Here is a 24,024-nt window from a genome sequence, read left to right on the forward strand (position 1 = left end):
AGCGACGCGCATATGACGCGCATTCCATGGGAGCGAAACAATGGCTGAAGCCTATATCGTCGCGGCGACGCGTACGGCTGGTGGTCGCAAGGGCGGCAAGCTGAAGGACTGGCATCCGGCCGACCTGGGCGGCTCGGTGCTCAACAACATCATCGACCGTACCGGCATTGATCCGGCCGCCGTCGAAGACGTCATCATGGGCTGCGTCGGCCAGGTGGGCGAGCAGGCCGTGAACATCGCGCGCAACGCGGTGCTGGCCTCCAAGCTGCCGGAAAGCGTGCCGGCCACCTCGGTCGACCGTCAGTGCGGTTCCTCGCAACAAGCCATGCAGTTCGCGGCCCAGGCCGTGATGAGCGGCACCATGGACGTGGTGATCGCCTCGGGCGTGGAAAGCATGACCCGCGTGCCGATGGGCCTGGCCGCTGTGCTGCCGGCTCAGAACGGCTTCGGCAACTACAAGAGCCCGCGGATGGAAGAGCGCTATCCGAACATCCAGTTCAGCCAGTTCATGGGCGCCGAAATGGTCGCCGAAAAGTACGGCCTGACCAAGGATGAGCTGGACGCGTTCTCGTACGAGTCCCACCGCCGGGCGATCGCGGCCACCCAGGCCGGCGCCTTCAAGAACGAAATCGTCGCTCTGGAAATCACCGACGCCGAGGGCAACAAGACCCTGCACACCGTCGACGAAGGCATCCGCTTCGACGCCTCGCTCGAAGGCATCAAGGGTGTGAAGCTGCTGCGTGAGAACGGCCGCCTGACCGCCGCCTCGTCCAGCCAGATCTGCGACGGCGCTTCGGCCGTGATGGTCGTGTCGGAAAAGGCTCTGAAGGAACACGGCCTGAAGCCGCTGGCCCGCATCCACCACCTGTCCCTGCTGGGCCATGACCCGGTGATCATGCTGGAAGCTCCGATTCCGGCCACCGAGCGCGCCCTGAAGCGTGCGGGCATGAAGATCGACGACATCGACGCCTTCGAAGTCAACGAAGCCTTCGCCTCGGTTCCGGTCGCCTACGCCAAGCACCTCGGCGCCGACCCGGCCAAGATCAACGTCAACGGCGGCGCGATCGCGCTCGGCCACCCGCTCGGCGCCTCGGGCACCAAGCTGATGGCGACCCTGCTGGGCGTGCTGGAACAGAAGGGCGGCAAGTACGGCCTTCAGACCATGTGCGAAGGCGGCGGCATGGCCAACGTGACCATCGTCGAGCGTCTGTAAGACCAAGATGGCCGGACGCGTCATCGCCATCACGGGCGCGTTCGGCGTCCTCGGCTCCGCGGTCGCCAAGGCGGCGGCGGAGCAGGGGTACAAGGTCATCCTGATCGACTATGCAGCGACCCCGCCCGCGGGCCTGCTGGCGGCCTGCGGGCCCCAGGCCCAGGTCCGCGGCGGGGTCGATCTGTCTGAGCCCGGCGCGGCGACCACCGCCATCGACCATGCGGCCCAAGCCTTCGACGGGCTGGACGTACTGGTGAACATCGCCGGCGGCTTCGTCTGGCAGACCCTGGCCGACGGCGCGCCCGAAGCGTGGGACGCGATGTTCCGCATGAACCTGGCCACCGCGGCCAACGCCAGCCGCGCGGCGATCCCGCACCTGGCGGGCTCCAAGGCGGGCCGGATCGTCAATATCGGCGCCAATGGCGCGGTGAAGGCCGCCGCCGGCATGGGCGCCTATGCCGCCTCCAAGGCCGGCGTCCACAAGCTGACCGAAAGCCTGGCCGAGGAGCTGAAGGCCCAGGGGATAACGGTCAACGCCGTCCTGCCCTCGATCATCGACACCCCGACCAACCGCGCCGACATGCCCGATGCGGACCATTCCGCCTGGGTTGCGCCCGCTGACCTTGCAGCGGTGATCCTGTTCCTGGCGTCCGAAGAGGCGCGCGCGGTGACCGGCGCCCTGCTGCCGGTGACCGGCCGGGTCTAGCCTTAGGCTGCAAACCGGCTAAATACGTCCGGCTGCCGTTTCGGCAGGCCTGTCAGTTATTTGCTCGCGTCTTTCATTTTTCTGGATTTCAGCCGCAGTCGCGGCGCGGCGCCTCGGCGCCGGCAAGTAGGGCGGGGGCCCTTGTCATGCGTAAGACCATCCTCCTGGCGCTGAGCGCCCTGGCGGCTTCGGCGCAATTGGCCATGGCGGCCGAGCCCGAGACCGGGGTCATCTCGTACAACGCCGGGTATTTCGCGGCGGTCGGGCCGACGACGGCGCTCGACATGGTCATGCGCCTGCCGGGCTTCACCTTCGACAAGGGCACGGTGGTGCGCGGCCTGGAAGGCTCGGGCGGCAACGTGCTGGTGGACGGCGCCGTGCCGGTGGCCAAAAACGACACCCTGGACGAGATCCTGCGGCGCATCCCGGCCGCCTCGGTGGCGCGCATCGATGTGATCCGCGGCGGCGCGCCCGGCATCGACATGCAGGGCCGCACGGTGGTGGCCAACCTGGTGCGCAAGCAAACCGCCGGCTTCCAGGGCGCGGTGAGCCTGTCGTCGCACTATCTGGATGACCATCGGGTGCTGAACTCGGTGCGCACCGAGTGGCAGTGGCGCTGGAACGGCAAGCTGGTGGAGCTGTCCACCGTGCTGGGCAAGGGGCCGGACGACCAGCTGGGCGACGGCCAGCGCATTCGGGTGACGCCGGCGGGCAATGTGCTGATCCGCTCCAACGTCGACGCTGACGCCGGGGGCCTGCGCAAATGGCTGATCGGCGCCTATGAGACCCCGGCGTTCGGCGGGCGACTGCGCCTGAACGGGGCCTTCATGCCCAATCCCTATTCGGCCGAGATCATGGATCGGCTGGAGACGCCGCCGGGCCGGGAATACGAATACGACACCATGGACAAGAGCCAGGCCGAGCTCGGCGCGCGCTGGTCGCGCAGCTTCGGGCCGACGTCCTTGGAACTGATCGCCTTCCAGCAATGGAACGACAACGACACCAAGGCGCGCTTCACCTCGGCGACCATCGACCGGGACTTCCGGCTGGACAAGAAGGTCACCGAGAGCGTCGGCCGGGCCAACCTGCGCCGCAAGCTTTCGGACCAATGGACCGTGGAAGGCTTTGTCGAGGGCGCGAAGAACACGCTCGATAGCCAGACCCGCTTCATCCAGAACGGCGTGAATGTCCGGGTGCCGGCCGCCAATGTGCGGGTCGAGGAGCAGCGCGCCCAGGTGGCCGCCGCCGCGATCTGGCGACCCAACCCGACGCTTTCGGCCGAGTTCGGGGTGCGCCAGGAACGCTCGACCGTGACCTCCAGCGGCGACGTGGTTCTGGAGAAGACGCTGAGCTTCACCAAGCCGCGGGTCACGGTGACCTGGTCGCCGGATCCCAAGGACCAGGTGCGGCTGCGGGTGGAGCGTGAGGTCAGCCAGCTGAACTTCGACGACTTCGTCTCGTCGTCGCAGCTGGTGAACACCGGCTCGCTGCTGGCCGGCAATCCGGACCTGTCGCCGCAACAGGCCTGGGTGGCCGAGGCGGCGGTTGAGCGGCGGTTCTGGAAGACCGGGGCGGCGGTGCTGACCCTTCGCCACTACGAGCTGAAGGACGTGATCGACCGGGCGCCGGTGTTCAACCGGGCGGGCGTCGCCGTGGCTGACGCCCCCGGCAATATCGGCGAGGGGACCAAGGACGAGCTGGTGGTCAGCCTGTCGACGCCGCTGGAAAAGCTCGGCATCGCGCGGGCGCAGCTGAAGACCCAGGCCACCTGGCGCAAGTCCGAGGTGACGGATCCGGCGACGGGTCTGGGGCGCGAGATCTCCATCCTGCACCCGCTGGACTGGGAGCTGCACTTCACCCAGGACCTGCCGGCGTGGAAGTCGAACTGGGGGATCGATCTGTTCTCCGCCTATCGCGAGCGGGCGTTCCGCTTGACCGAGATCGAGACCAAGAAGTCCGAGACGATGTTCGGGGTGTTCATCGAGGCCAAGCCGCGGCCCGACCTGATCGTCCGCACAGAGTTCCAGAACCTGGGCGCGCGAGATGTGAACCGCATCCGCGAGGTGTGGGCGGGACCGCGGGCCACGAGCGCGCAGCTCTATACCGACAGCCGGAACCTGCAGTTCGGCCGGGCCCTGTTCATCCGGGTCCGCAAGATCTTCTAGGCCTGGTCGACGAGGCCCAGTCGCGGGACGAGGCTTCCGCGGGCCAGGGCCGCGCCGGGGGCGACCACGGCGTTGGCGCCCAGACGCACGCCGTCGGCCAAGAGGGCGCCGAACTTGTCGACGCCGGTGTCGATCAACCGGCCGTCGTGGTGGAAACGGATGCGCTTGTCGGCCTTTTCGTTGCGGTAGTTGGCGATGATGGAGCCCGCCTCCAGGTTCACGCCCGCGCCCAGGACGCTGTCGCCTACGAAGTTGAAGTGGGCGAGCTTTGAGCCGGCGAACATGAAGCTGGATTTCAGCTCTGCGCCGGGTCCCAGGATGCAGTTGTCGTCCAGCCAGCAGCCATCGCGCACATAGGCGCCGGCGGCGATGAAGCCGTGAACGCCGATCACGGCCGGGCCCTTGAGGATCGCGGCGGCCTCGACGGTGGCGGTGACGTGGACGGCGATGTCACCTTCGATCCGGTAGTCGGCCCGATCCTTAAGCTCGGCCACCAGCTCGGCGACGATGGCCCGCGACATGGAGGTCAGGGCCCAGGGCGGGGCCTCTGACCAGCGGGCCAGCGGGGACTGGGCGAAGCGGTCGATGTGGTCGGCGGCGCGCATCGGCTCAGCTGGCCGGGGCCACGCGCCAGACGGCGTTTCCGGCGTCATCGGCCACCAGCAGGGCGCCGCGGGCGTCCACCGCCACCCCGACGGGGCGGCCATGGGCCTGGCCCTTGGCGTTCAGGAAGCCGCCCAGGAACACTTCGGGCTTGCCACTGGGGCGACCGTTGGCGAAGGGGATGTAGACCACCTGGTAGCCGCTGGCCGGCCGGCGGTTCCACGAGCCGTGTTGGCCGATGAACACCCCGCCCTGGTAGCGGGCCGGGAAGGCTTGCGCCTTGTAGAAGGCCAGGCCCAGGGAGGCGGTGTGGGCGCCGAGCGCATAGTCTGGCGCAATGGCCTTGGCCACCATGTCGGGGCGCGGCGGCTGGACCCGGACGTCCACATGATCGCCGTAGTAGGACCAGGGCCAGCCGTAGAAGCCGCCGTCCTTGAGGCTCGTCATGTAGTCGGGAACCAGATCGTTACCGATCTCGTCGCGCTCGTTGACGGCCGTCCACAGCGCGCCGGTGACGGGCTCGAAGTCCAGGCCGTTGGGATTGCGAAGGCCGGTGGCGTAGGGGCGGGACGGCCCGGCGGGCAGGGTGAACTCCACCACCTGGGCGCGGCCGTCCTCGGCCTTCAGACCATTCTCGCCGACATTGGAGTTGGAGCCGACGGTGGCGTAGAGCTTGGTCCCGTCCGGGCTGGCGATGATGTTCTTGGTCCAGTGGTGATTGATCGGGCCGCCCGGCAGATCGAAGACCTTGACCGCCGCGCCGCGGGCCTTGGTGTCCCCGGCCGCATAGGGCAGGCGGACGATGGCGTCGTCATTGGCGACGTAGAGCGTGTCCCCGACCAGGGCCATGCCGAAGGGCCGCTTCAGGTCCGTGGCGAACACGCTGCGGAACTCGGCCACGCCGTCGCCGTCGGCGTCGCGCAGCAGGACGATCTGGTTCGGGCTCTTCTGCAGGGCGCCGGCCTGCTTCTGGATGATCTGGGCGACCCAGTCGCGGAAGCCCTCGGGCTTGGCCGGCTCGGTCGCGGACTCGGCGGCCAGCACATCGCCGTTGGGCAGGACGTAGAGCCAGCGCGGATGGTCCAGGTCGGCGGCGTAGCGGGTGACCTTGAAGCCCGCCGGCGCCGTAGGCTGTTCGCCCGCGGGCCACGGCGCGATCTTGGCGATGTTGACCGTCGGCAGCAGGGCCTTCTTGGGCGTGGGCAGTTCAGGCCGCTCGCCGAACCCCGCAAACGGCGAGGTCGAGCCCTCGCTGCAGCCGGTGATCGCAAGCGAGATCAGGCCAATGGCCGCCAGGCTGAGCCGCATGGTTGTCCTCCCAGGCATAAGTGCGGAACGCACCATAGACCGGATTGTTGTCAGGAGCATCGCCAGCGGGGGCGGACCGAACCCGATCCGGCGGCGAGCACTGCGCCCACCAGCTCTGCCCTCCGGACTCTCCATCCGGCCGCCCCCGCAGGCTACGGCGACGTCGGTCCAGCGTGGCCCTTGTTCAGGCCTCTTGCGAAGCCTGCCCCCCAAAATCCACGCGGCCGTCGAACGACGCCGATACAGGGTGAGACGGCGCCGGATGAAACCGCCCTCAGGTCATGGTGATCAAAAAGTTCGCGAGGCCACCAGGCTGAGGGTCCGGGGACGCTGGGGCGTGACCTGGCGCACCTGGCCGAAGCTGAAGGGATTGCCGTAGGCGAAGGTGTCGGCCTGGGTGTTGGCCGGATTGTCCAGGAAGGCGGCCAGGCGCCAGACCGGTCCCTTGAGCTGGGCGGACAGGCGGCCGGTGAAATAGCCGCCCATAACCGGCGAGAGCGCCGGGTCAAAGGTCAGGCGAGAGCGGCCGACATAGGTGGTCTGGCCCGTGAACAGCAGGGTCAGCCCGTCCCGCAACGGGCGCTCATAGGTCAGCAGGGCCGAGAAGGACATGTCGGGCACGCCCGGAAGCTGGTTCTGGATCCGGCTGGCGAACCGCGGGTCGGCGCGGGTGATCTTGGGGTCATCGAACAGGGCGTTGGACTGCAAGGCCCAACCCGGCGCCGGACGCCAGGTGGCCTCGACCTCCAGGCCGACATTGCGCCCGTCGCCCACATTGGCTGTGTAGGGCAGGCCGGAGGGGAAGTACTGGTCGCTCTGGATATCGTCCCAGAGATCGTAGAAGGCGGCGGCCCGCACATCGAGGCGCTGGTCCAGCAGGTTCAGCTTGGCGCCGAGCTCGTAGTTGCGCAGCCGGTCCGGCCGATAGGCGCGGCGGGCGGGGTTCGGCGCGACCAGACCGCCGGAATTGAACCCTCCGGCCCGGTAGCCCTCGGTCGCCAGGCCATAGACCATGGCGCCGTTCGGGAAGACGTACTGCAGCGAGAGCTTGGGCGACCAGTTGGAGAAGTCGGCCTTGCGGATCATGGCCCGGCTCTGGCCGCCCGCGACATTGACCGTGACGTCGGAGCTGGTCCGCCGGCTGATGCGCGAGCCGCGGCCGCCGAAGGCCAGTCCCCAGCCGGACCCCAGGTCGATCGACACCTCGCCATAGGCGGCGACCTCTGACAGGCGGTCGCTGCGGATCTCTGAATAGACGGCCCGGGGCGCGAGGGCGTTGACGCCGACCCGCAGTTCGGACGGGGAGTCCTCGTTGGACACCGCGCCATAGACCCCGGCTAGCCAGCGGTAGCGGCCGGCGGCGGTGGAGGTCAGGACCGCGTCCTGGACCACCATGTCGATCTTGGCCCGCTCCTGGTAGACGCCCAGGTCGGCGGCGCTGGCCCCGAAGCGGGAAAGGGCGGCCGAGGCGTCATACTGGCTGACGAAGGCGTGCCGGATATAGGCGGTGGAGGACTGCAGCTGGCCGAAGGGCGTCGCGCCCTCGATGGCCAGGCCGACCTGGGCGAAGTCGTTCTTGTGGTTTTCCCGCACCCGGTTGGCCCGCTGCAGGCCGGCGTTCGAGGCGGTGACGTATTGGGTGTCGTTGGAGTCCAGCTGCTGCACGGCGCCCGACAGGGTGACCGTCCAGTCCGGGGTGAGCCAGGCCTTCACCGCCAGCCGGCCGCCGTCCCGGATGGTGCGGTCGACATTGGAGAGGCGCAGGTTCACGTCGTCCAGATAGCCACCTTCCAGGTCATGATAGGCGACCAGGCGCGCGGCCAGGCGGCCTTCAATGAGGGGCGCATTGACCATGGCCTCCAGGCTGGTGCTGGCGGAGCCGGACTTGGTCCAGCCGGTCAGGGCGCCCAGCTTGGCGTGGAAGGCGTCGAGCTCCGGCTTGCGGGTGATGATGCGGTACACGCCACTGATCGAGCCCGCGCCATAGAGGGCGCCCTGCGGGCCGCGCACCACCTCCACCGTGGTCACGTCGGCGAGGCGAAGGTCGGGGTCCGGGGCGTTGTAGGTGATCGGCGCGTTGTCAAGGAAGATGCCGACGGTGGAGCGGGTGCGCCCCGTGAACGCTCCGTCGGAGATGCCGCGCAACATGATCTTGTCGCGGCCCGGTCCGAGGTTGGTGGTGGTCATGCCGGCCGCCAGCCGCATCAGGCCGGCGGCGTCCTTCACACCCGCGGTCTCCAGCTGATCGGCGCCGATGACGCTGATCGAGGCCGGCAGGCGATTGGCGTCTTCGACCCGCTTGGTGGCCGTCACCAGCACTTCGGACACGATGGAGGGCGGCGGCGGCGGGGGCAGGCGCGGACTGGGCGGCGGCGTGCGCCGCAGGGGAGAGATGCGCACCACGCGCGCATCAACGATCTCGAAGGCGCAGGCCCCGGCGGTCAGGCGCTCCAGCGCGTCCTTGAGCGTGTAGGCGCCGGTCAGGGCGGCGGACCGGCCCGGGCAATTGCCGACCCCGCCGATGGACACGCCGGACTGCAGCGCCAGGTCGATCAGGGCCTCGGCCCGGGACTGGGCCGGCACCGCCAGTCGGAGAGCCTTGCCAGCCGCCCGAGCCGGAGGCGCAAGCGCGCACGCGACGGCGAGAACCGTCGCGCCGAGCAGCGCGGCGCGGGCCCGGTCGTGTGTCGCGGCAGCCCCCCGAACGACCAATCCTTGCAGGCGAACCTACTTGGCGCGCAGCAGTAGGCCTTCGGGCGTTGAAGTGGAAGTCACCGGGGCGATCAAAGTGAGGGTGCGCGCCATGTCGTGGCTGTTCGAGGCCGCCAGCACCCCGGAGAAAGGCAGCCGCCCGGTGCGCGCGTCGGCCACCTTCAGGGGTTGGTCCGAGTACTGGTTCAGGTCAGCGACGACATTGGCCAGGGGCTCGTTGCGATAGACCAGCTGGCCGGTGCGCCAGGCGAACACGGCCTGGGGCGAGGCGGTGCTGATCCGGGCCTCGGCGCCGCCGGTCTCATGATCCAGGCGCTGGCCGACCGTCAGGCGATAGGCCTGGCCGGCCGCGCCGGCGGAGGGGCGCACCTCGACGCGGCCGCGGGCCACGGTGACCGACTGGCGGCCGTCGCGATAGCGGACGTCGAACTGGGTGCCGAGCACGCGGACAGTGCGGTCGCCGGCCTCGATCAGGAAGGGGCGGCGGGCGTCCTTGGCGACATCGAAGATGGCCTGGCCTTCGGTCATCACCACCCGCCGCTCACGGCCCATGAGCCGCACGGTGAGCCGGGTGCCGGCGTTCAGGTCAATCCGGCTGCCGTCGGTCAGGGCGACGCTCAGGCGCTCGCCCTTGGCGGTCTGATAGGTCGTCGTGGGGGCGGTGATGTCGCCCCAGGGCGTCACCGCCGCAACAAGGCCGGCGGCGGCGAGACCGCCCGCCAGCAGCCAGCGGCGTGAAGCGTCGGGGCGGGATCGCGACGGCTGAGTCAGGGCGCGGTCAAGGTGCGGCGCCGCGGCCTCCATCTCCGACCAGAGCGCCAGGAGCTGGTCATAGGCTTGCTGGTGTTCCGGTGCGGCGTTCAGCCAGGCGTCGAAGTCGGTCCAGTCGGCCTCGCCCACGTTCGGACGGTCCAGGCGGGCCAGCCAGTCGGCGGCGGCCGCCTGTGCGGTGTTCAGCGTATGAGGTGACGGCTCGGTCATGTCGTCGCGCCCGCATAGCAGCCAAGGCTGCTGTCCTGATGGAATGACGCCGCCGCGGCGACGCGCCCCCCGTTCGGGACCTTGAAAAAATGCGCAAAGGGCCGGGAAGGAGTCATCCGAGCCTCGCCAGGAGGGTCTTGAGGGCGCCGCTGATGTGCTTTTCGACCGCGCTGACCGAAACGCCCATGGCGCGGGCGGTCTCGGCGTGGCTCAGCCCCTGGAGCTTGTGAAGCTGGAAGGCCTGGCGCATGCGCGGCGGCAGGTCCTGCAGGCCGGCGATCAACTGGGCCAGCCGCTGGCGATCGCCGATGGCGTCGTCGACGGCCGGCTCGTCCTGAATATCCTCGGCGCCGATGCGGACGGTGACGGTCTCGCGCCAGGCGCCCTCTCTGGCCGCGGCGCGGCGGTCCTGGCGCATGCGATCGAGCATGAGATTGGCGCCCATCCGGTAGAGCAGGGCGTTGGGGTTCTGCACCGGCTCATCGGCGGGCAGGGCGGCGATCTTCAGGTACAGGTCCTGGGCGAGGTCCTCGGCGGCCGCGCGGGCGCCGAGGCGCGCCGCGAAGAAGCGCACGAGGTTGGCGCGCTTCTCGAGATAGAGACCAAGCAGGTCTCCCGCGGTGGACGGCGGGCCGCTGTCGTCGTCGCTGGCCAGCTTGAGCTCCACACGGTCGCACGCCCGGTCGGGCCCCTCGCGAGCCAGCCTAGAGCCGTCGGGGCAGGGGTCAAGGCGGCTCTCAGCCATGCCGTTGACCCAAGGGCGCAGCGGGCGGATCGTCCGCCCAGGCCGCGCCTCATACGCGGCGTCAAAAAGGGGGAGTGAAACATGAGCGTCGAACTGACCATGCTGGCCTATTGCGTGGCCCTGCTGCTGGTTCTGATCGTGATCCAGGTGGTGGCGGGCATCCGCACCCAGGGCCTGATGCCGCTGGCCAATTCCCGGGACGACCTGCCGCCGCCTGGCGTGTTCCAGGCCCGGGCCGGGCGGGTGGTGCAGAACCACCGCGAGGGCCTGACCATGATGGCGCCGCTGCTGCTGATGGTGGCGGTGATGGACGCGTCGAGCCCGCTGACCGTGCTGGGCGCGCAGCTGTTCTTCTATTCGCGGGTGGCGCACGCGGTGGTCTATCTGGCCGGCCTGCCGCTGATCCGGCCGCTGATCTGGGGCGTGGGCCTGGCTGGGATCGTGATGGTGCTGGCGCACCTGCTGGGCTTCGCCTGAGGTCCTAGAGCTCGGGGCGGCGTCTCGACTTTCGCGCCGCTCCGGGCCAATTGGGGCCGCCTATCCGCAGGAGCAGCGGCCTTGAAGATCTTCGGCATCCTGAACCTCACCGAGGACTCGTTCTTCGCCGACAGTCGGACGCCCCTGGCCGAGGCTGTGGTGGGGGCCGAGCGGCTGCTGGCCGCGGGCGCGGACGTGGTCGATGTGGGGCCGGCCGCCAGCAACCCCGACGCCGCCAAGGTGAGCGCCGAGGAGGAGCTGCGCCGGATCGCGCCGGTGCTGAACCACCTGGCGGATCGCCTGGACCAGGTCTCCATCGACACCTACCTGGCCGAGACCCAGCTGGCGGCGGCGGCGCGGGGCGTCGGCTATTTGAACGACATCCACGGCTTTCCGGATGCGCGGGTGCGCGAGGCCCTGGCCGGGTTCGACTGCCGGCTGGTGGTGATGCACGCCGTCCAGGCCGAGGGGCTGGCGACGCGGGAGGCGGGGCTGGAGCCGGACCGGGCGGTGGAGGCGATCCTCGACTTCTTCCAGCGCCGGGTCGCCGAGCTGGAGGCCGCGGGCGTGGCGCGGGATCGGATCATCCTCGATCCCGGCATGGGCTTCTTCCTGGGCGCCAATCCCGAGACGTCGTTCCGCGTGCTGGCGCGGTTGCCGGAACTGAAGGCCCTGGGCCTGCCCCTGCTGGTCTCGGTGTCGCGCAAGTCGTTCCTGCGCGCCGTCGCCGGGGTGAGCGCCGAGGAGGCTGGGCCGGCCACCCTGGCGGGCGAGCTGTGGGCGGCGGCCCAGGGTTGCGACTACATCCGCACCCATGATCCCAGGGGCCTCAAGCAGGCCTGGGCGGTCTGGACGGCGACGCAGGTCCAGGCGGCGCGTTGATCCCGGTCAAGGCGGGGGTTCAGCCACCGCCTAAGGCTCCCTCGATTTCGAGGGAGACAGAAGATGGACTTTGGCCTGAGCGAGCGCGAGACCTACTGGCGCGACCGTGTGCGCGACTTCATGGCCGCCCACGTCTATCCGGCGATCCCGGCCTATAACCGACACTTCACCCAGGAAGGCGCGGCGCGCTGGACGGTGATCCCGGTGATCGAGGAACTGAAGGCCAAGGCCTATTCAGAAGGCCTGTGGAACCTGTTCCTGAACAAGTCCGAGCACGACGATCCCGACTATGCCGGCCCCGGTCTTTCCAATCTGGAATACGCCCTGTGCGCCGAGGAGATGGGCCGGGTGGGCTTTGCGTCGGAGGTGTTCAACTGTTCGGCGCCCGACACCGGCAACATGGAGGTGCTGCGCCAGTACGGCACCCCGCAGCAGAAGGCCAAGTGGCTGCGGCCGCTGATGGACGGCGAGATCCGCTCAGTGTTCCTGATGACCGAGCCGGACGTGGCCTCGTCGGACGCCACCAACATCCAGACCTCGATCCGCCGCGAGGGCGACGAGTACGTGATCAACGGCCGCAAGTGGTGGTCCTCGGGCCTGGGCGATCCGCGCTGCAAGGTGGCGGTGCTGATGGGCAAGACCGACCCGGAGAGCCAGCGCCACACCCAGCAGTCCCAAATCCTGGTGCCTACCGACGCACCCGGCATCGAGATCGTCCGGATGCTGCCGGTGTTTGGCTATGACGACGCCCCGCACGGCCACGCCGAGGTGGTGCTGCGCGACGTGCGGGTGCCGGTGGAGAACGTGCTGCTGGGCGAGGGCCGCGGTTTCGAGATCGCGCAAGGCCGGCTTGGCCCGGGCCGCATCCACCACTGCATGCGCACCATCGGCGCGGCCGAGGTGGCGCTGGAGAAGATGGTCGACCGCCTGACTTCGCGGATCGCCTTCGGCAAGCGCCTGGCTGACCAGTCGGTGTGGGAGCAGCGGATCGGCGAGGCCCGCCTGGACATCGAGGCCAGCCGCCTCTTGTGCCTGAAGGCCGCCGACATGATGGACAAGGCGGGCAACAAGGAAGCCCAGCTCGAGATCGCCATGATCAAGGTCTCGGCGCCGCGCATGGCTCTGCGGGTCATCGACGACGCTATCCAGGCCCATGGCGGCGGCGGCCTGTCGGAAGACTTCGGCCTGGCCCGCGCCTATGCCGGCCAGCGCGCCCTGCGCATCGCCGACGGTCCCGACGAGGTCCACCTGCGCGCCATCGCCCGCCTTGAAATGGGCCGCCACGCCGCCCGCATGCGGGCCTGGCGCGAGGGCGCGGTGGCGGACGCCGCGCCGGTTCGGGCTTGAGGATTGGGGTCAGGCCGCTTCGGCGGCCTGACCGATCAGACTGACCAGGGCCAGCAATTCCGCCACCTGGATCGGCTTGGCGAGAAAGCCGTCAAAGCCCAAGGCGGCGAGGGTTTCGTCCTGGTAGTCCAGGATGTCCGCCGACAGGGCGACCACCGGCGTCCCGCTCACCCGGGGATCGGGGTCGGCGCGGATGAGCGCGACGGCCTCCGGTCCACCCATCCGTGGCATGCGCAGGTCCATGAGGCAAAGGTCGAAGGGCTGGCTGCGGAGCTGGCGCACCCCGTCCTCGCCATCCACGGCCAGGGTCACAGCGTGGCCGGCGTCCTCTAGGATGTGCTGGGCCAGGAACCGCAGGGTCTCGTTGTCTTCGACCACCAGCACCCGGCGACAGGTCTGAACCAGGTCAGCCGGTTCGGGCTGGGTCTGCTCGGGGGCGAGCGCCGCTGACAGCGGGGCCACGATCTCGAACCAGAAACGGGCGCCGCCTTCAGCGCGGTTCTCAGCGTCGATCCAGCCCTGCATCGCGTGGATGATGCCAGCGGCGATCGCCAGGCCCAGGCCCGTGCCCTCGGCATAGTGGCCGCTGCCGGTGTCTTGTTCGAAGGCCCGGAACAGGCGAGCTTTCTGCTCCGGGTTGAAACCGGGGCCGCTGTCGGTGACCTCGCAGCACAGAGTCCCAGCGCGCCAATCGACCCGCAGTGTCACATCGCCGGCGTCGGTGAACTTGACTGCGTTGCCCAGCAGGTTCGCCAGCACCTGGGACAGACGCGACGGGTCAAGCTGCAAGTGCTCCGGCAGGTCCTCGGCGCAGATCACGGCGAGCCTGACGCCCTTGGCGGCGGCGGTTGGCGCCACCATGTCGCCGACCCGGCGGGCTAGGTTGGCGACGCAGGTCGGCTGGCGATGCAGGGTGATGGCGTTGGCCTCGGCCTGGGACAGCAGCAGCACGTCATCGACCAGCACCCGCAGAAGCTCGGCGGTCTCCCGCAGGGTGTTCACATAGCCGCTCTGTACCGGGTCAAGTCGGGTCCCGGTCAGCAGGTGAACCAGACCGGTCACGCCGGCCAGGGGCGTGCGTAGTTCGTGGCTCATGTTGGCGAAGAAGCGACCCTTGTCGGTGGCCGCCCGGTCCGCCTCAAGCTTGGCCCGGGCCAGCTCGGCCTGCAGGGCGATGTGCTCGGTCACGTCAAAGCGGATGGCGATATAGGACTGGGGCCGCCCCTGGGGGCCGAGCTGCGGCACGATGGTGGTGTTGACCCAGTAGAGGTCGCCGTCCTTGCGACGATTGCACAGGGTGCCGCGCCAGACGCCCCCCTGAGCGATGGTCCGGTAGAGGTCGCGGAACATCTCCGGCGGATGGGCGCTGGATTTCAGCAGACGGTGGTTGGCGCCGATCAGCTCATCTCGCGCATAGCCGCTGAGCTCACAGAACTTGTCGTTGCAGTAGGTGATGGTCCCGGCGACGTCGGTGATGGCGACGATCGCCGCCTCGTCCAGCGCCAGGGCCAGGGACGCGCCGGCTGGCCATGCTGCCGACGATGGGCGGTCCAACACCGCCTCCAGCAGGCGCGCCCGGTGGGGCATCAGAACTCCTCCCAGCCGCTGTTGACCGCCATGGGGCGACGGCCGCCGCCGGCCGCGACCCGCCGCGTCCTTGGCTCATAGCTCTGGACCGCCCTCGGCGCCGGGCGAGGTTCGGGTTCGGCGCGATCAACCTGGAAGCCGCCCACGAGCTGGTGCAGGCGCTGGGTCTCGCCTTTCAGGGACAGGGTGGCGGCGGTGGCCTCCTCGACCATGGCGGCGTTCTGCTGGGTGACCTGGTCCATCTGGCTGACAGCGGCCTCGATCTCGGCCAGGCCGCTGGACTGTTCCTGGGCCAGCCGGGCGATTTCGCGGGCCAGGCCGTCGACGCGGGTGACTTCGCCGCCGATCCGCAGGAGGGCCTCCCCGGTGCGCCCGACCATGTCGACGCCGACCTGAACCTCGCTGCTGGCGGCGGAGATCAGCGACTTGATGTTCTTGGCCGCCTCCGCAGAGCGCTGAGCCAGCGCCCGCACCTCGGAGGCCACCACGGCGAAGCCCTTGCCGGCTTCCCCGGCGCGGGCCGCCTCCACACCAGCGTTGAGCGCCAGGAGGTTGGTCTGGAAGGCGATTTCGTCAATGACGCCGATGATCTGGTCGATCTGGCGCGAGGTCTGGGCGATGCGCTCCATGGCGCCCACCGTGTCATCGGCCACCTTGGAGGAGCGCTCGGCGTCGGCGCTCATCCGTGAGACCGCCTGGGACGCATCGGTGGCCTCGGCGGCCATCTTGCGCACCGCCGCGGTCAGTTCGGCCAGGGCGGCGCTGGTCTGCTCCAAGCTGGCGGCCTGGTGCTCGGTGCGTTGGGACAGGTCGTTGGAGGCTTCGGAGATCTCCTCCGACCCGGCGCGGATCAGGTTGCTGGCGTCCCAGACCCCACCCATGGCCTCGTTCAGGCGCGCCACCGTCTCGTTGAAGTCGCTTTTCACACCGTCGAACTCCGGCGCCATCGGGACGTCGATGCGGGCGCGTAGGTCCCCCATGCTGAGCTGTCGAAGGGCGGCGGCCACCGCCTCGAGGGCCTGGGTCTGGCGGGCCTGGGCCTCGAGACGCGCGGTCTCGGCTTCCTGGCGCTTGGCCTCAATGGCCTCGAGATAGATGGAGATGGCTAGGTCGACGTCGAGCAAGGTGGCCTTGGCGAGGGCGCCGATGTCGCCAGCGGCGTCTTCCAGTCCGGCCTTGCGGCCCAGGACCGTCCGGGGCCAGTGCTTTTCCAACACAGCGGCCAGGAGGCTTTCCAGAACCCGGCCGTAGCCGCCGAGGTACCAGCGCGGCTCCAGGCCAAGGCGGGCATGGGTCTGGCCGATGGCCTGGACGCCCTGGGCGTATTCGGCGCCGTACTGACCCGAGGTGATCACCTGCCAGTGCTCGGCCTGCTTGGCCTTGGCGTGGGCGATGTGCCGGTCGTCGCGGAAGAAGGAGGCGACCTGCGGGCTGCGGCGCACCTTGTCATAGAAGGCGTCGAGGGCCGGTCCGATGCTGGCTTCCACCACGGGCTTGATCCCGCGAAGCCGCGCCTGATCAGCAGCATCCAGTCCCAGGAAATCCAGGCGTTCGGCCAAGGTGTGTTTGGCGGTCATGTCGTTCTGTCAATTACTGCGCCACGTCGCGGCGTGGTCTGCAGGGAGGCCTCCAATTCCTAAGTGCGCCTTAATTCAGCAAGTTGATGGGGTTCGTAATTCTACGTATGCCCCATATGAGTATAATGAACGCGGTCATAATGAGTTGATTTCGCATCGTATAATTTGTACTCATTTCGAGTGATGCGTCGAATTACTGAAATATATGTTGTTCTTGTTTAAGAATGTTATTGCGTGTATTGCGCTCGCGTTCCTCGATTCCAATTTGGGTGTGCTTTTGAGGCTGCGAGAACATCGACCTCTGTTCAGAGACTTCACACTTTCGGCTTTCTGCGTGTCAATTTCTCGCCACGCGTTCATCTCTCGTCCGCGGCGCCTTCGGCGTCCTGCGGCGAACCGCCGCATGCGCTGTCGCGCTAGCCCCTGAATTGATTGCATAATCAGACTTGTCGCCAATTCGGCGGGCGCCGCAGTGGGGTTGGGCGCTCCGGTCTGCTATAGGGGCCACGCCGTGCGCGGCGCCGATGTCCAGCTTCACCCTTCGAGCAGATGCCTGAATTTCCCGCCCACCGCCTGTCCGTCGCGCCGATGATGGACTGGACCGATCGGCACTGCCGGGTGCTGCATCGGAGCCTGAGTGCGCGCACCCTGCTCTACACCGAGATGGTGACCACCGGGGCGGTGCTGCATGGGGATCGCGAGCGACTGCTGGGCTATGACCCGGTCGAGCATCCCGTCGCCCTGCAGCTGGGCGGATCGGAGCCCAAGGACCTGGTGGCCGCGGCGCGGATCGGGGCGGACCTGGGCTATGACGAGATCAACCTGAATGTCGGCTGCCCGTCGGACCGGGTGCAGTCGGGCCGGTTCGGCGCCTGCCTGATGCGCGAGCCGGAGCTGGTGGCCGAGTGCATGGCCGCCATGGGTGCGGCGGTGTCGGTTCCGGTGACCGTGAAGTGCCGGATCGGCGTCGATGACCAGGATCCAGAAGAAAGCCTGTTCCGGCTGGTGGACCTGTGCGCCCAGGCCGGGGTCACGAGCTTTGTCGTGCACGCCCGCAAGGCCTGGCTGAAGGGGCTGTCGCCCAAGGAGAACCGGGACATCCCGCCCCTGGACTATCCGCTGGTCTGGCGCCTGAAGGCCGAGCGGCCGGAGCTGACCATCGCCATCAACGGCGGGATCGGGGCCCTGGACGAGGCGATGACCCACCTGGAGCACGTGGACGGGGTGATGATCGGCCGGGCGGCCTATCACACGCCGGGCCTGCTGGGCGCGGTCGATGCGCGGGTGTTCGGCGAGGCGAGCGCGGAGATCGACGCCTTTGAGGCGGTGGAGCGCTATCGGCCCTACATGGCCGCGCAGCTGGCGGGCGGCGTGCACCTGGCGGCGATGAGCCGGCACATGCTGGGCCTGTTCCATGGCCTGCCCGGCGCGCGGGCCTGGCGGCGGATTCTGACGGTGGAGGGGGTGAAGCCTGGCGCCGGCCTGGAGGTTGTGGACCAGGCGCTGGAGGCGGTGCGCTCCGCCCTGGCCCTACGGGCGCAGGATCAGCGAGCTGCGGGTGGCCTCGAAGCGGGAGAGGCGGCCTAGATAGGTCATGCCCAGCAGGGAGGCGTCGAGCCCCTTGTCCAGCACCAGGGCGTCGACGTCGGTGACCTTGGTCCCGGCGACCGAGACGGAGGCCAGCTTGACGGCGGCGGCGTGGGCCTCGCCGTTGGCGGTCATCACCTTGTAGGCGTAGTTCAGCTTGGACGGCTCGAAGCCGAGCCGCTTGGCGTCGTCGGGGGTGAGGGCCACGGCGCTGGCGCCGGTGTCGACCAGGAAGCGCACGCGTGAGCCGTTGACCGAGGCCTCAGCCCAGTAGTGGCCATCGGCGGCCTTGGCGATCTGGGCCGGCTCGCCGGTGGCGGCGGCTTCGATGGGCGCCTGGACGGTCTCGGTGGTCAGGCTGGCGAGGTGACGATTGGGGTCGAAGGCGGCCACGGCCTGCGCCGCGCCCACCGCGGAGACCGCGCACACCAGGGCCAGGACGGCCATTCTGAGCATGTCGACACCCCAGGTCCTTCGCCCCTTCGGGCCAGTTCTCGGGGAACGCTAAGACCGCACCGGTTTGCAACCGGTGAACGAGCTCGGCCTGTCTTAGAACATCGCCAGTTTTTCGGGACGGATCAGGCTGCGCCGGGACGGCAGCTCGGCCAGGATCACATCGCGCTGGTCGTCGCTGAGCTTGGCCCAGCCGGCGACTTCGTTCAGTCGGCGGTAGCAGCCCATGCACAGGCCGCTCTCGCCATCCACCACGCAAACCTTGATGCAGGGCGTCTTGATCGGCTTGGGCGGGCGGGGCGGCTGGGCGGTCATGGGCGCTCGGGTCAGGCTGAGGGGATAGCGTAGGTCACTGTGGCCTGGGCCGCCAGTCGGTCGGGGCTTTCGGTCCAGAGCCGGACGTCGCAGACGGCGATGCGCCGACCCAGCCGCAGCATCAGGGCCTCGGCCCAGATGTCGCCGGGCGCCGCGCCGCGCAGGAAGTTCATCACCAGCGAACTGGTCACCGCCATCAGCTGCTCACCCACATGGGCCAGGACCAGGCCATAGGCGGCGGTGTCGGCGATGCTCATCAGGGTCGGGCCGGAGATAACGCCGCCGGGACGCAGCAGGCCCGGGCCAAAGGGGCGGCGCACCAGCACCCGGCCGGGAGCGGCCTCGACGGCCAGGGCCATGGTCTCAGGCCGGGCGTCCGGAAAGGCCTTGAGCAGAAGGGCGTTCACGCCCTCGACGTCGAGCTTCAGGTCAGGCTGCGGCATGACTGTAGTCGTGGCGCCACGCCGCGATCCTTACAAGCTTGTAATTCCATATCAGTAATCATCGAACAAAGTTGGTCGATCGGTGTAATGATGCACGAATATTGCTGCGAATTCATTTGAGGTGATCGTGTTGTTTGTTCAGGTTCCCGCCGTGTTCATTTCAAGGGAGTAACACCATGCGCTTCGCCCCCATCGCCATGGTCGCTATTGGTCTAGCTGTCGCCGCGCCGGCTCTGGCCGCTGACAAGGTTTCGGACGTGGAATACATCCAGGCGGCCCGCTGCCTGGGCATCGCCAAGGGCCTGTCGGCCGATGCGACCGCCCTGGAGGCGTTCGTCAAGACGGCCGGCCGGACCCGCCTGTCCTACATTCAGATGCGCGCTGACGAGGAACAGGCTCGCGGCAAGCGCGACGCCAAGAGCTCGGCCCGGACCGAGCGGGCGGCCGCGGAGCTCAGCGGTCCGTGCCAAGCCTATAAGGGCTGAACCCAAGTCCTTCGCCCCGTTCCTCTCCCTGCATGTGGCGGCGGAGGGGGCGGGTTGTGAGGGGGATTGCCGCGCCGCCGGCTCGGAACCTACCTTGGCCGTGAGCTTTCTTCCGGGGCCGGTGGCGTCCGGTGCGGCGAGGCGAACCGGTGATCCCCAGCGATAGCGTCCTTAGGCCCGGTGAGACCTGCTGGCGGATCGCGCGTGCGACACGGGCGGCCTATCTGGTCGACACCGAGGCCTATTTCGCCGCCGTCTTCGAGGCCCTGCGCAAGGCCAAGCGCTCGATCCTGTTGCTGGGCTGGGGGTTCGACCCGCGCACCCGGCTGTTCCCCGACGGGGTGACGGCCACCCAGACCCCGGACACGGTGGGCCGGTTCCTGATCGACCTGGCCAAGGCCCGGCCGGAGCTGGATATCCGACTGCTGATCTGGAAGTCGGCCCTGCCGATCAGCGCCAGCCAGGAGTTTTTTCCGCACCGGGCGCGGAGGTGGTTTGAGGGCTCAGGCGTCAAGTTCGAGCTGGACGACACCGTGCCCCTGGGCGCCTGCCACCATCAGAAGGTCCTGGTGGTGGATGACCAACTGGCCTTCTGCGGCGGCGGCGATATCGCGGTGGACCGCTGGGACACGCCGGGGCACCTGGACGGCGACCTGCGCCGGTTGATGCCCGACCACGACTGCCACGCGCCGCGGCATGAGGTGATGATGATGGTCGAGGGGCCGGCCGCCGCCGCCCTGGGCGACCTGGCGCGGGAGCGCTGGCGAAAGGCGCCGAACGGCGAGGTGGTCGCGCCGCCGCCGCCGGACCTGGACAGCCCGTGGCCGAGCCACATCCCCGCCCACCTGAGCGATGTGGATGTCGCCATCGCGCGCACCGAGCCGGACTGGCGCGACAACCCAGGTGTCGCCGAGATCGCGCGACTGCATCTGGCGGCGATCCGCTCGGCCCGGCGGACCATCTATCTGGAGAATCAGTACTTCACCGCCCCGCCGGTGGTGGAGGCCCTGGCCCAGCGCCTGGGTGAGCCGGACGGGCCCGAGATCGTGCTGATCTCCACCGGCCAGGCGCCCAGCTGGTTCGACCGGCTGACCATGGACCGGGCGCGCTCCAACATGCTGTGGCGGCTGCGGGCCGCAGACATCTTCGGGCGGTTCGCGGCCTACTATCCGGTGACGCCGGCCGGCGAGACCATCATCGTCCACTCCAAGACCTCGGTGTTCGACGACCGGCTGGCGCGGGTGGGCTCGGCGAACCTGTCCAACCGCTCGGCGGGGTTCGACACCGAGTGTGAGCTGGCGGTGGAGGCGCAGACGGAAGCCGCGCGCCTAAGCCTCGCGGCCCTGCGCGACCGGCTGATCGGGCACTTCATGGGCCAGACGGGCGCCTCGGTGACCCGGGCCCAGGCGGAGCGCGGCGGCCTGATCCCGGCCATCGAGGCCCTGAACCGGGACGGCCGCCTGAAGTCGCTGAAGCCGCTGCGGATGACGCCGTTCGGGGAGTTCATCGCCGCCTGCCACCTGGGCGACCCGGCCGACCCTGGGGACAGCTGGCGGCTGGGCCGACGGCGCGAGCGGCTTTACGCCCAGGCGCGCGGCTTTGATCCCCGCGAGCTGATCCGGTCCAGGGACTGGAAGGCGCCGCTCAGGCCAGGTCGAAATCCATGACCAGGGGCAGGTGGTCCGAGGCCTTGCGGGTCAGGGGCGTATAGGGCGCGAAGACGTCGCGCACGCTCACGCTGTCGCTCACGAACAGGTGGTCGATGCGCAGGACGGGCATGCCGGAGGGAAAGGTCGCAGTCGGTGATTGCTGGGGCGACAGGAGCCGGGCCGGCGTCAGGCTGGGAGACTGGCCGCGGGTCAGGGCGCGCACCACCGGCGAGGCGCTCGTAGCGTTGAAGTCGCCCAGCAGGATCACCGGGTCCCGGCAGTCGGGATGGCCGAGCCAGCCTGGACCGGCCAGGTGCTCGGCCTGGCGCAGCTGTTCCTTCGGCACTAGGCCCAGATGGGTGTTGATCACCTGGACCTCGCGGCCGTCGATGTCGATGGCCACCCACAGGGCGCCGCGGGGCTCCAGCCGGGGCACGGGGGCGTAGCCGGGCAGGGGGCCGACCTGGACCTTGCGCTCGGGCCGGATGGTCAGGATGGCGTCGCCGTAGCGCTCTTCCTCAACCGTCATGGCCGGGTGGAAGTGGAAGGCCATCTCCAGCCGCCGCGCGATCTCGTGGGCCTGGTCGACGCCGCCGGTGCGGGCGCGGCCGACGTCCAGCTCCTGCAGAGCGACGATGTCCGGCTCGAGCGCGGCCAGGACGTCGGCGACGCGGCCCACGTCCAGGCGCCGGTCCGTGCCGACACAGCGGTGCACATTGTAGGTGACGATCCGGGGCATGAATATCTTTGGTTGCGCGCCCGGAAGCGCTGCGGCAGGGCATTTAACGGCCTCGCACCGTGCGAGTTCAAGACGATGGAGGCGCTTGAATGTTCGCCACGGACCAGCCGCCGCCGCCCGTGGTCGCCGCCGGGGCGGCGCAACCGCCAGCCAAGATCATGATTCCCTCGAACCAGATCCGCGGCCCCCGTCAAGATGAGTGGGATCGGGTGCTCCCGTCGATGGATCTCTTCCCGAGACTGAGCGTGACCTTGAAGTGCGTGGTGGGCGACAAGGGCATGGTGACAACCTGTGAGGTCCTCGACGAGTCACCCGTTGGCGCGGGGGTCGGCGCCGCCGCTCTCAAGGTCAGCCGCCGGTTCCGCGTGCCTGCCACCTTGAACGGCCAGTCGACGAAGGGGGGAGAGGTGATCATTCCGGTCCGGATGGAGCGGCGCTTCTGAAGGCCTTGGTTTGGCCGCTGGCGTCCGCCAGAGTGCGCCCATGCTGATCGCCGCGTTCGCCGCCGCCGCCGTTCTTGCTCCCGGCCAGGGGGAGGCGGTCATTCGATGCCGGGTGCTGGCCTCGGGCCAGCTCAGCCGCTGTGTGGTGGTGTCGGAGACCCCAAAGGGGGCCAATGTCGGGGCCTTCGCCCTGATGCTGGCCAAGAACTACCGGGTGGCCCCTGACGACCGCCGGATCCGGGACGGGATGATCACCATCCCCATGCAATTCAAGCTGCCGGGCGCGACCCCGTAAGAAATCGGCTTACGTTGACGTAAGCGTCATCTTTCCAAGGCGTGGCCTTCTGCTATGTACGCCCTCGCGCGCGATACGCTGTAAATCCGCCCCCAGGGAGATCCGCCATGAACCTCGACTTTTCGGCCGAAGACAACGCTTTCCGCGAGGAGGCCCGCGCCTTCATCGCCGAGAACTACCCCAAGGCGCTGCGCGAGAAACAGGACCGCGGCGAAACCCTGGACAAGGAAGACTACCTGTCCTGGCACCGCATCCTCGCCAAGAAGGGCTGGTCGACGCCCTCGTGGCCGAAGGAGTGGGGCGGCTGCGACTGGACGCCCACGCAAAAGTACATCTGGTCTGAAGAACAGGCCCGGGCTGACACCATTGGCATCCTGCCCTTCGGCGTCGCCATGCTCGCCCCGGTGATCTACACCTTCGGCACCCAGGAGCAGAAAGAGAAGTTCCTGCCGGACATCCGTGACGGCAAGATCTGGTGGTGCCAGGGCTATTCCGAGCCGGGCGCCGGCTCCGACCTGGCTTCGCTGAAGACCAAGGCCGAACGCGTCACCGGCGACGACGGCAAGGAATACTACATCGTCAACGGCCAGAAGACCTGGACCACGCTCGGCCAACACGCCGACTGGGGCTTCTTCCTGGTCCGCACCGATCCGGACTCCAAGCCGCAGTCGGGCATCTCCTTCCTGCTGATCGACATGAAGACCCCGGGCATCGAGGTGCGCCGCATCACCACCCTGGAAGGCGGCCACGAGGTCAACGACGTCTTCCTCGACAATGTGAAGGTGCCGGTCGAGAACCGCGTGTTCCACGAGAACCAAGGCTGGACCTGCGCCAAGGCCCTGCTGGCGCACGAGCGTTCCGGCATCGCCGGCGTCGCCCGCTCCAAGCGTGGCCTGGAGCGTCTGCGCCAGATGGCCTCGACCGAGCTGTCGGACGCCGCCGGCCCGCTGCTGGCCGACCCGTTCTTCAAGCGCAAGGTGGCCGAGCTCGAGATCGACCTGACCGCGCTCGAGTACACCGAACTGCGCGTGCTGGCCGGTGAGTCCTCCGGCAAGGGCCCGGGCACCGAGAGCTCGATCCTGAAGATCAAGGGCACCGAGATCCAACAGCGCCTGCAGGAGCTGGCCCTGGAGACGGTCGGCCACTACGGCGCGCCCTTCATCACCGGCGGGCACCACAACATGCCGATCGGCCCGGCCTATGCCGAAGGCCTGGCTGGCGACTACTTCAACGGCCGCAAGACCTCGATCTATGGCGGCTCCAACGAGATCCAGCGGAACATCATCTCCAAGATGGTCCTTGGGCTGTAAGG

The 24,024-nt window shown here is 68.8% G+C and carries 23 protein-coding genes; 12 read left to right on the forward strand and 11 right to left on the reverse strand.

The genetic code is table 11. The features are described from left to right. The first annotated feature begins 40 nt into the window (after nucleotides 1-40). From ACFQ27_RS06925 to ACFQ27_RS06935, 3 genes are all read left to right on the forward strand, one after another. On the forward strand, nucleotides 41-1,213 hold the full coding sequence (locus ACFQ27_RS06925; protein WP_374344964.1) for an acetyl-CoA C-acetyltransferase: 1,173 nt from the start codon (nucleotides 41-43) through the stop codon (nucleotides 1,211-1,213). Between the two features lie 7 nt (nucleotides 1,214-1,220). Then, complete coding sequence (locus ACFQ27_RS06930) at nucleotides 1,221-1,919, forward strand: SDR family NAD(P)-dependent oxidoreductase (RefSeq protein ID WP_377353088.1); 699 nt, start codon at nucleotides 1,221-1,223, stop codon at nucleotides 1,917-1,919. A 146-nt stretch (nucleotides 1,920-2,065) separates the two neighbouring features. Beyond that, nucleotides 2,066-4,084 carry a TonB-dependent receptor domain-containing protein gene (locus tag ACFQ27_RS06935; protein ID WP_377353089.1) on the forward strand — a complete coding sequence of 673 codons (2,019 nt, stop codon included), beginning with the start codon at nucleotides 2,066-2,068 and terminating at the stop codon, nucleotides 4,082-4,084. Here the strand turns inward: ACFQ27_RS06935 and ACFQ27_RS06940 are convergent. The 5 genes from ACFQ27_RS06940 to ACFQ27_RS06960 form a co-directional block, all read right to left on the reverse strand. Further along, the gene (locus tag ACFQ27_RS06940; RefSeq protein ID WP_377353090.1) at nucleotides 4,081-4,689 is read right to left on the reverse strand and encodes a hypothetical protein; all 609 of its coding nucleotides are present in this window, start codon (nucleotides 4,687-4,689) and stop codon (nucleotides 4,081-4,083) included. The genes ACFQ27_RS06935 and ACFQ27_RS06940 overlap by 4 nt on opposite strands. Before the next feature lie 4 nt (nucleotides 4,690-4,693). Beyond that, a complete protein-coding gene (locus ACFQ27_RS06945; RefSeq protein ID WP_374344960.1) occupies nucleotides 4,694-5,995 on the reverse strand; it encodes a PQQ-dependent sugar dehydrogenase in 1,302 nt (433 codons plus the stop codon). Nucleotides 5,996-6,283: 288 nt separating this feature from the next. Continuing rightward, complete coding sequence (locus ACFQ27_RS06950; RefSeq protein WP_377353091.1) at nucleotides 6,284-8,578, reverse strand: TonB-dependent receptor; 2,295 nt, start codon at nucleotides 8,576-8,578, stop codon at nucleotides 6,284-6,286. A 144-nt stretch (nucleotides 8,579-8,722) separates the two neighbouring features. Continuing rightward, nucleotides 8,723-9,688, reverse strand: a complete 966-nt coding sequence (locus ACFQ27_RS06955) for a FecR family protein (RefSeq protein WP_374344958.1) — start codon at nucleotides 9,686-9,688, stop codon at nucleotides 8,723-8,725. 112 nt (nucleotides 9,689-9,800) lie between these two features. Next, on the reverse strand, nucleotides 9,801-10,433 hold the full coding sequence (locus ACFQ27_RS06960; protein WP_377353092.1) for an RNA polymerase sigma factor: 633 nt from the start codon (nucleotides 10,431-10,433) through the stop codon (nucleotides 9,801-9,803). 81 nt (nucleotides 10,434-10,514) lie between these two features. On the opposite strand from ACFQ27_RS06960, the gene ACFQ27_RS06965 reads away from it, so the two are divergent. The 3 genes from ACFQ27_RS06965 to ACFQ27_RS06975 all read left to right on the forward strand — a co-directional run bounded on the left by ACFQ27_RS06965 (nucleotide 10,515) and on the right by ACFQ27_RS06975 (nucleotide 13,139). Beyond that, entirely contained in the window at nucleotides 10,515-10,910 is a 396-nt protein-coding gene (locus ACFQ27_RS06965) for an MAPEG family protein (protein ID WP_374344955.1), read from the forward strand. Nucleotides 10,911-10,991: 81 nt separating this feature from the next. Beyond that, nucleotides 10,992-11,792, forward strand: a complete 801-nt coding sequence (gene folP / locus ACFQ27_RS06970) for a dihydropteroate synthase (protein ID WP_377353093.1) — start codon at nucleotides 10,992-10,994, stop codon at nucleotides 11,790-11,792. Nucleotides 11,793-11,855: 63 nt separating this feature from the next. Then, on the forward strand, nucleotides 11,856-13,139 hold the full coding sequence (locus tag ACFQ27_RS06975; protein WP_374344953.1) for an acyl-CoA dehydrogenase family protein: 1,284 nt from the start codon (nucleotides 11,856-11,858) through the stop codon (nucleotides 13,137-13,139). 9 nt (nucleotides 13,140-13,148) lie between these two features. Here the strand turns inward: ACFQ27_RS06975 and ACFQ27_RS06980 are convergent, their stop codons facing one another. After that, nucleotides 13,149-14,726, reverse strand: coding sequence for a PAS domain-containing hybrid sensor histidine kinase/response regulator (locus tag ACFQ27_RS06980; RefSeq protein WP_374344952.1), 1,578 nt, complete (start codon nucleotides 14,724-14,726; stop codon nucleotides 13,149-13,151). After that, complete coding sequence (locus ACFQ27_RS06985) at nucleotides 14,726-16,303, reverse strand: methyl-accepting chemotaxis protein (RefSeq protein WP_377353094.1); 1,578 nt, start codon at nucleotides 16,301-16,303, stop codon at nucleotides 14,726-14,728. The genes ACFQ27_RS06980 and ACFQ27_RS06985 overlap by 1 nt, the downstream gene beginning before the upstream one ends. 549 nt (nucleotides 16,304-16,852) lie before the next feature. Here ACFQ27_RS06985 and dusA point away from each other — a divergent pair. Further along, complete coding sequence (gene dusA / locus ACFQ27_RS06990) at nucleotides 16,853-17,890, forward strand: tRNA dihydrouridine(20/20a) synthase DusA (RefSeq protein WP_377353095.1); 1,038 nt, start codon at nucleotides 16,853-16,855, stop codon at nucleotides 17,888-17,890. On the opposite strand, the gene ACFQ27_RS06995 is transcribed toward dusA, so the two are convergent. The 3 genes from ACFQ27_RS06995 to ACFQ27_RS07005 form a co-directional block, all read right to left on the reverse strand. After that, nucleotides 17,834-18,346: a TIGR02281 family clan AA aspartic protease gene (locus ACFQ27_RS06995; RefSeq protein WP_377353096.1), complete on the reverse strand. Its 513-nt coding sequence runs from the start codon at nucleotides 18,344-18,346 to the stop codon at nucleotides 17,834-17,836. The genes dusA and ACFQ27_RS06995 overlap by 57 nt on opposite strands. 93 nt (nucleotides 18,347-18,439) lie before the next feature. Beyond that, complete coding sequence (locus tag ACFQ27_RS07000; RefSeq protein WP_377353097.1) at nucleotides 18,440-18,658, reverse strand: DUF1289 domain-containing protein; 219 nt, start codon at nucleotides 18,656-18,658, stop codon at nucleotides 18,440-18,442. An 11-nt stretch (nucleotides 18,659-18,669) separates the two neighbouring features. Further along, the gene (locus ACFQ27_RS07005; RefSeq protein ID WP_374344899.1) at nucleotides 18,670-19,101 is read right to left on the reverse strand and encodes a PaaI family thioesterase; all 432 of its coding nucleotides are present in this window, start codon (nucleotides 19,099-19,101) and stop codon (nucleotides 18,670-18,672) included. 176 nt (nucleotides 19,102-19,277) lie between these two features. Between ACFQ27_RS07005 and ACFQ27_RS07010 the strand changes: the two genes are divergently transcribed. Next, on the forward strand, nucleotides 19,278-19,586 hold the full coding sequence (locus ACFQ27_RS07010; RefSeq protein WP_374344898.1) for a hypothetical protein: 309 nt from the start codon (nucleotides 19,278-19,280) through the stop codon (nucleotides 19,584-19,586). A gap of 149 nt (nucleotides 19,587-19,735) precedes the next feature. Beyond that, nucleotides 19,736-21,253 (forward strand): phospholipase D-like domain-containing protein, encoded by a 1,518-nt coding sequence (locus ACFQ27_RS07015; RefSeq protein ID WP_374344897.1) that lies wholly within the window; start codon nucleotides 19,736-19,738, stop codon nucleotides 21,251-21,253. Here the strand turns inward: ACFQ27_RS07015 and ACFQ27_RS07020 are convergent. Then, complete coding sequence (locus ACFQ27_RS07020; RefSeq protein ID WP_377353098.1) at nucleotides 21,231-21,974, reverse strand: endonuclease/exonuclease/phosphatase family protein; 744 nt, start codon at nucleotides 21,972-21,974, stop codon at nucleotides 21,231-21,233. The genes ACFQ27_RS07015 and ACFQ27_RS07020 overlap by 23 nt on opposite strands. Nucleotides 21,975-22,063: 89 nt before the next feature. On the opposite strand from ACFQ27_RS07020, the gene ACFQ27_RS07025 reads away from it, so the two are divergent. The 3 genes from ACFQ27_RS07025 to ACFQ27_RS07035 all read left to right on the forward strand — a co-directional run bounded on the left by ACFQ27_RS07025 (nucleotide 22,064) and on the right by ACFQ27_RS07035 (nucleotide 24,022). Beyond that, nucleotides 22,064-22,417: a hypothetical protein gene (locus ACFQ27_RS07025; protein WP_377353099.1), complete on the forward strand. Its 354-nt coding sequence runs from the start codon at nucleotides 22,064-22,066 to the stop codon at nucleotides 22,415-22,417. 40 nt (nucleotides 22,418-22,457) lie between these two features. Further along, nucleotides 22,458-22,712, forward strand: coding sequence for a TonB family protein (locus tag ACFQ27_RS07030; protein WP_374344895.1), 255 nt, complete (start codon nucleotides 22,458-22,460; stop codon nucleotides 22,710-22,712). A 107-nt stretch (nucleotides 22,713-22,819) separates the two neighbouring features. Continuing rightward, nucleotides 22,820-24,022 carry an acyl-CoA dehydrogenase family protein gene (locus ACFQ27_RS07035; RefSeq protein ID WP_377353100.1) on the forward strand — a complete coding sequence of 401 codons (1,203 nt, stop codon included), beginning with the start codon at nucleotides 22,820-22,822 and terminating at the stop codon, nucleotides 24,020-24,022. Nucleotides 24,023-24,024 lie beyond the last annotated feature (2 nt).

The sequence above is a fragment of the Phenylobacterium conjunctum genome, from assembly GCF_042679085.1.
In the GTDB taxonomy this organism is placed as follows: Bacteria; Pseudomonadota; Alphaproteobacteria; order Caulobacterales; family Caulobacteraceae; genus Phenylobacterium; species Phenylobacterium conjunctum.

Excerpts from the sequence above, each read along its gene's own strand:
- ACFQ27_RS06925 (WP_374344964.1), top strand. The coding sequence starts at position 41 with ATGGCTGAAGCCTATATCGTCGCGGCGACGCGTACGGCTGGTGGTCGC.
- ACFQ27_RS06930 (WP_377353088.1), top strand. The coding sequence starts at position 1,221 with ATGGCCGGACGCGTCATCGCCATCACGGGCGCGTTCGGCGTCCTCGGC.
- ACFQ27_RS06935 (WP_377353089.1), top strand. The coding sequence starts at position 2,066 with ATGCGTAAGACCATCCTCCTGGCGCTGAGCGCCCTGGCGGCTTCGGCG.
- ACFQ27_RS06940 (WP_377353090.1), bottom strand. The coding sequence starts at position 4,689 with ATGCGCGCCGCCGACCACATCGACCGCTTCGCCCAGTCCCCGCTGGCC.
- ACFQ27_RS06945 (WP_374344960.1), bottom strand. The coding sequence starts at position 5,995 with ATGCGGCTCAGCCTGGCGGCCATTGGCCTGATCTCGCTTGCGATCACC.
- ACFQ27_RS06955 (WP_374344958.1), bottom strand. The coding sequence starts at position 9,688 with ATGACCGAGCCGTCACCTCATACGCTGAACACCGCACAGGCGGCCGCC.
- ACFQ27_RS06960 (WP_377353092.1), bottom strand. The coding sequence starts at position 10,433 with ATGGCTGAGAGCCGCCTTGACCCCTGCCCCGACGGCTCTAGGCTGGCT.
- ACFQ27_RS06965 (WP_374344955.1), top strand. The coding sequence starts at position 10,515 with ATGAGCGTCGAACTGACCATGCTGGCCTATTGCGTGGCCCTGCTGCTG.
- ACFQ27_RS06975 (WP_374344953.1), top strand. The coding sequence starts at position 11,856 with ATGGACTTTGGCCTGAGCGAGCGCGAGACCTACTGGCGCGACCGTGTG.
- ACFQ27_RS06980 (WP_374344952.1), bottom strand. The coding sequence starts at position 14,726 with ATGCCCCACCGGGCGCGCCTGCTGGAGGCGGTGTTGGACCGCCCATCG.
- ACFQ27_RS06985 (WP_377353094.1), bottom strand. The coding sequence starts at position 16,303 with ATGACCGCCAAACACACCTTGGCCGAACGCCTGGATTTCCTGGGACTG.
- dusA (WP_377353095.1), top strand. The coding sequence starts at position 16,853 with ATGCCTGAATTTCCCGCCCACCGCCTGTCCGTCGCGCCGATGATGGAC.
- ACFQ27_RS06995 (WP_377353096.1), bottom strand. The coding sequence starts at position 18,346 with ATGCTCAGAATGGCCGTCCTGGCCCTGGTGTGCGCGGTCTCCGCGGTG.
- ACFQ27_RS07000 (WP_377353097.1), bottom strand. The coding sequence starts at position 18,658 with ATGACCGCCCAGCCGCCCCGCCCGCCCAAGCCGATCAAGACGCCCTGC.
- ACFQ27_RS07005 (WP_374344899.1), bottom strand. The coding sequence starts at position 19,101 with ATGCCGCAGCCTGACCTGAAGCTCGACGTCGAGGGCGTGAACGCCCTT.
- ACFQ27_RS07010 (WP_374344898.1), top strand. The coding sequence starts at position 19,278 with ATGCGCTTCGCCCCCATCGCCATGGTCGCTATTGGTCTAGCTGTCGCC.
- ACFQ27_RS07020 (WP_377353098.1), bottom strand. The coding sequence starts at position 21,974 with ATGCCCCGGATCGTCACCTACAATGTGCACCGCTGTGTCGGCACGGAC.
- ACFQ27_RS07025 (WP_377353099.1), top strand. The coding sequence starts at position 22,064 with ATGTTCGCCACGGACCAGCCGCCGCCGCCCGTGGTCGCCGCCGGGGCG.
- ACFQ27_RS07030 (WP_374344895.1), top strand. The coding sequence starts at position 22,458 with ATGCTGATCGCCGCGTTCGCCGCCGCCGCCGTTCTTGCTCCCGGCCAG.
- ACFQ27_RS07035 (WP_377353100.1), top strand. The coding sequence starts at position 22,820 with ATGAACCTCGACTTTTCGGCCGAAGACAACGCTTTCCGCGAGGAGGCC.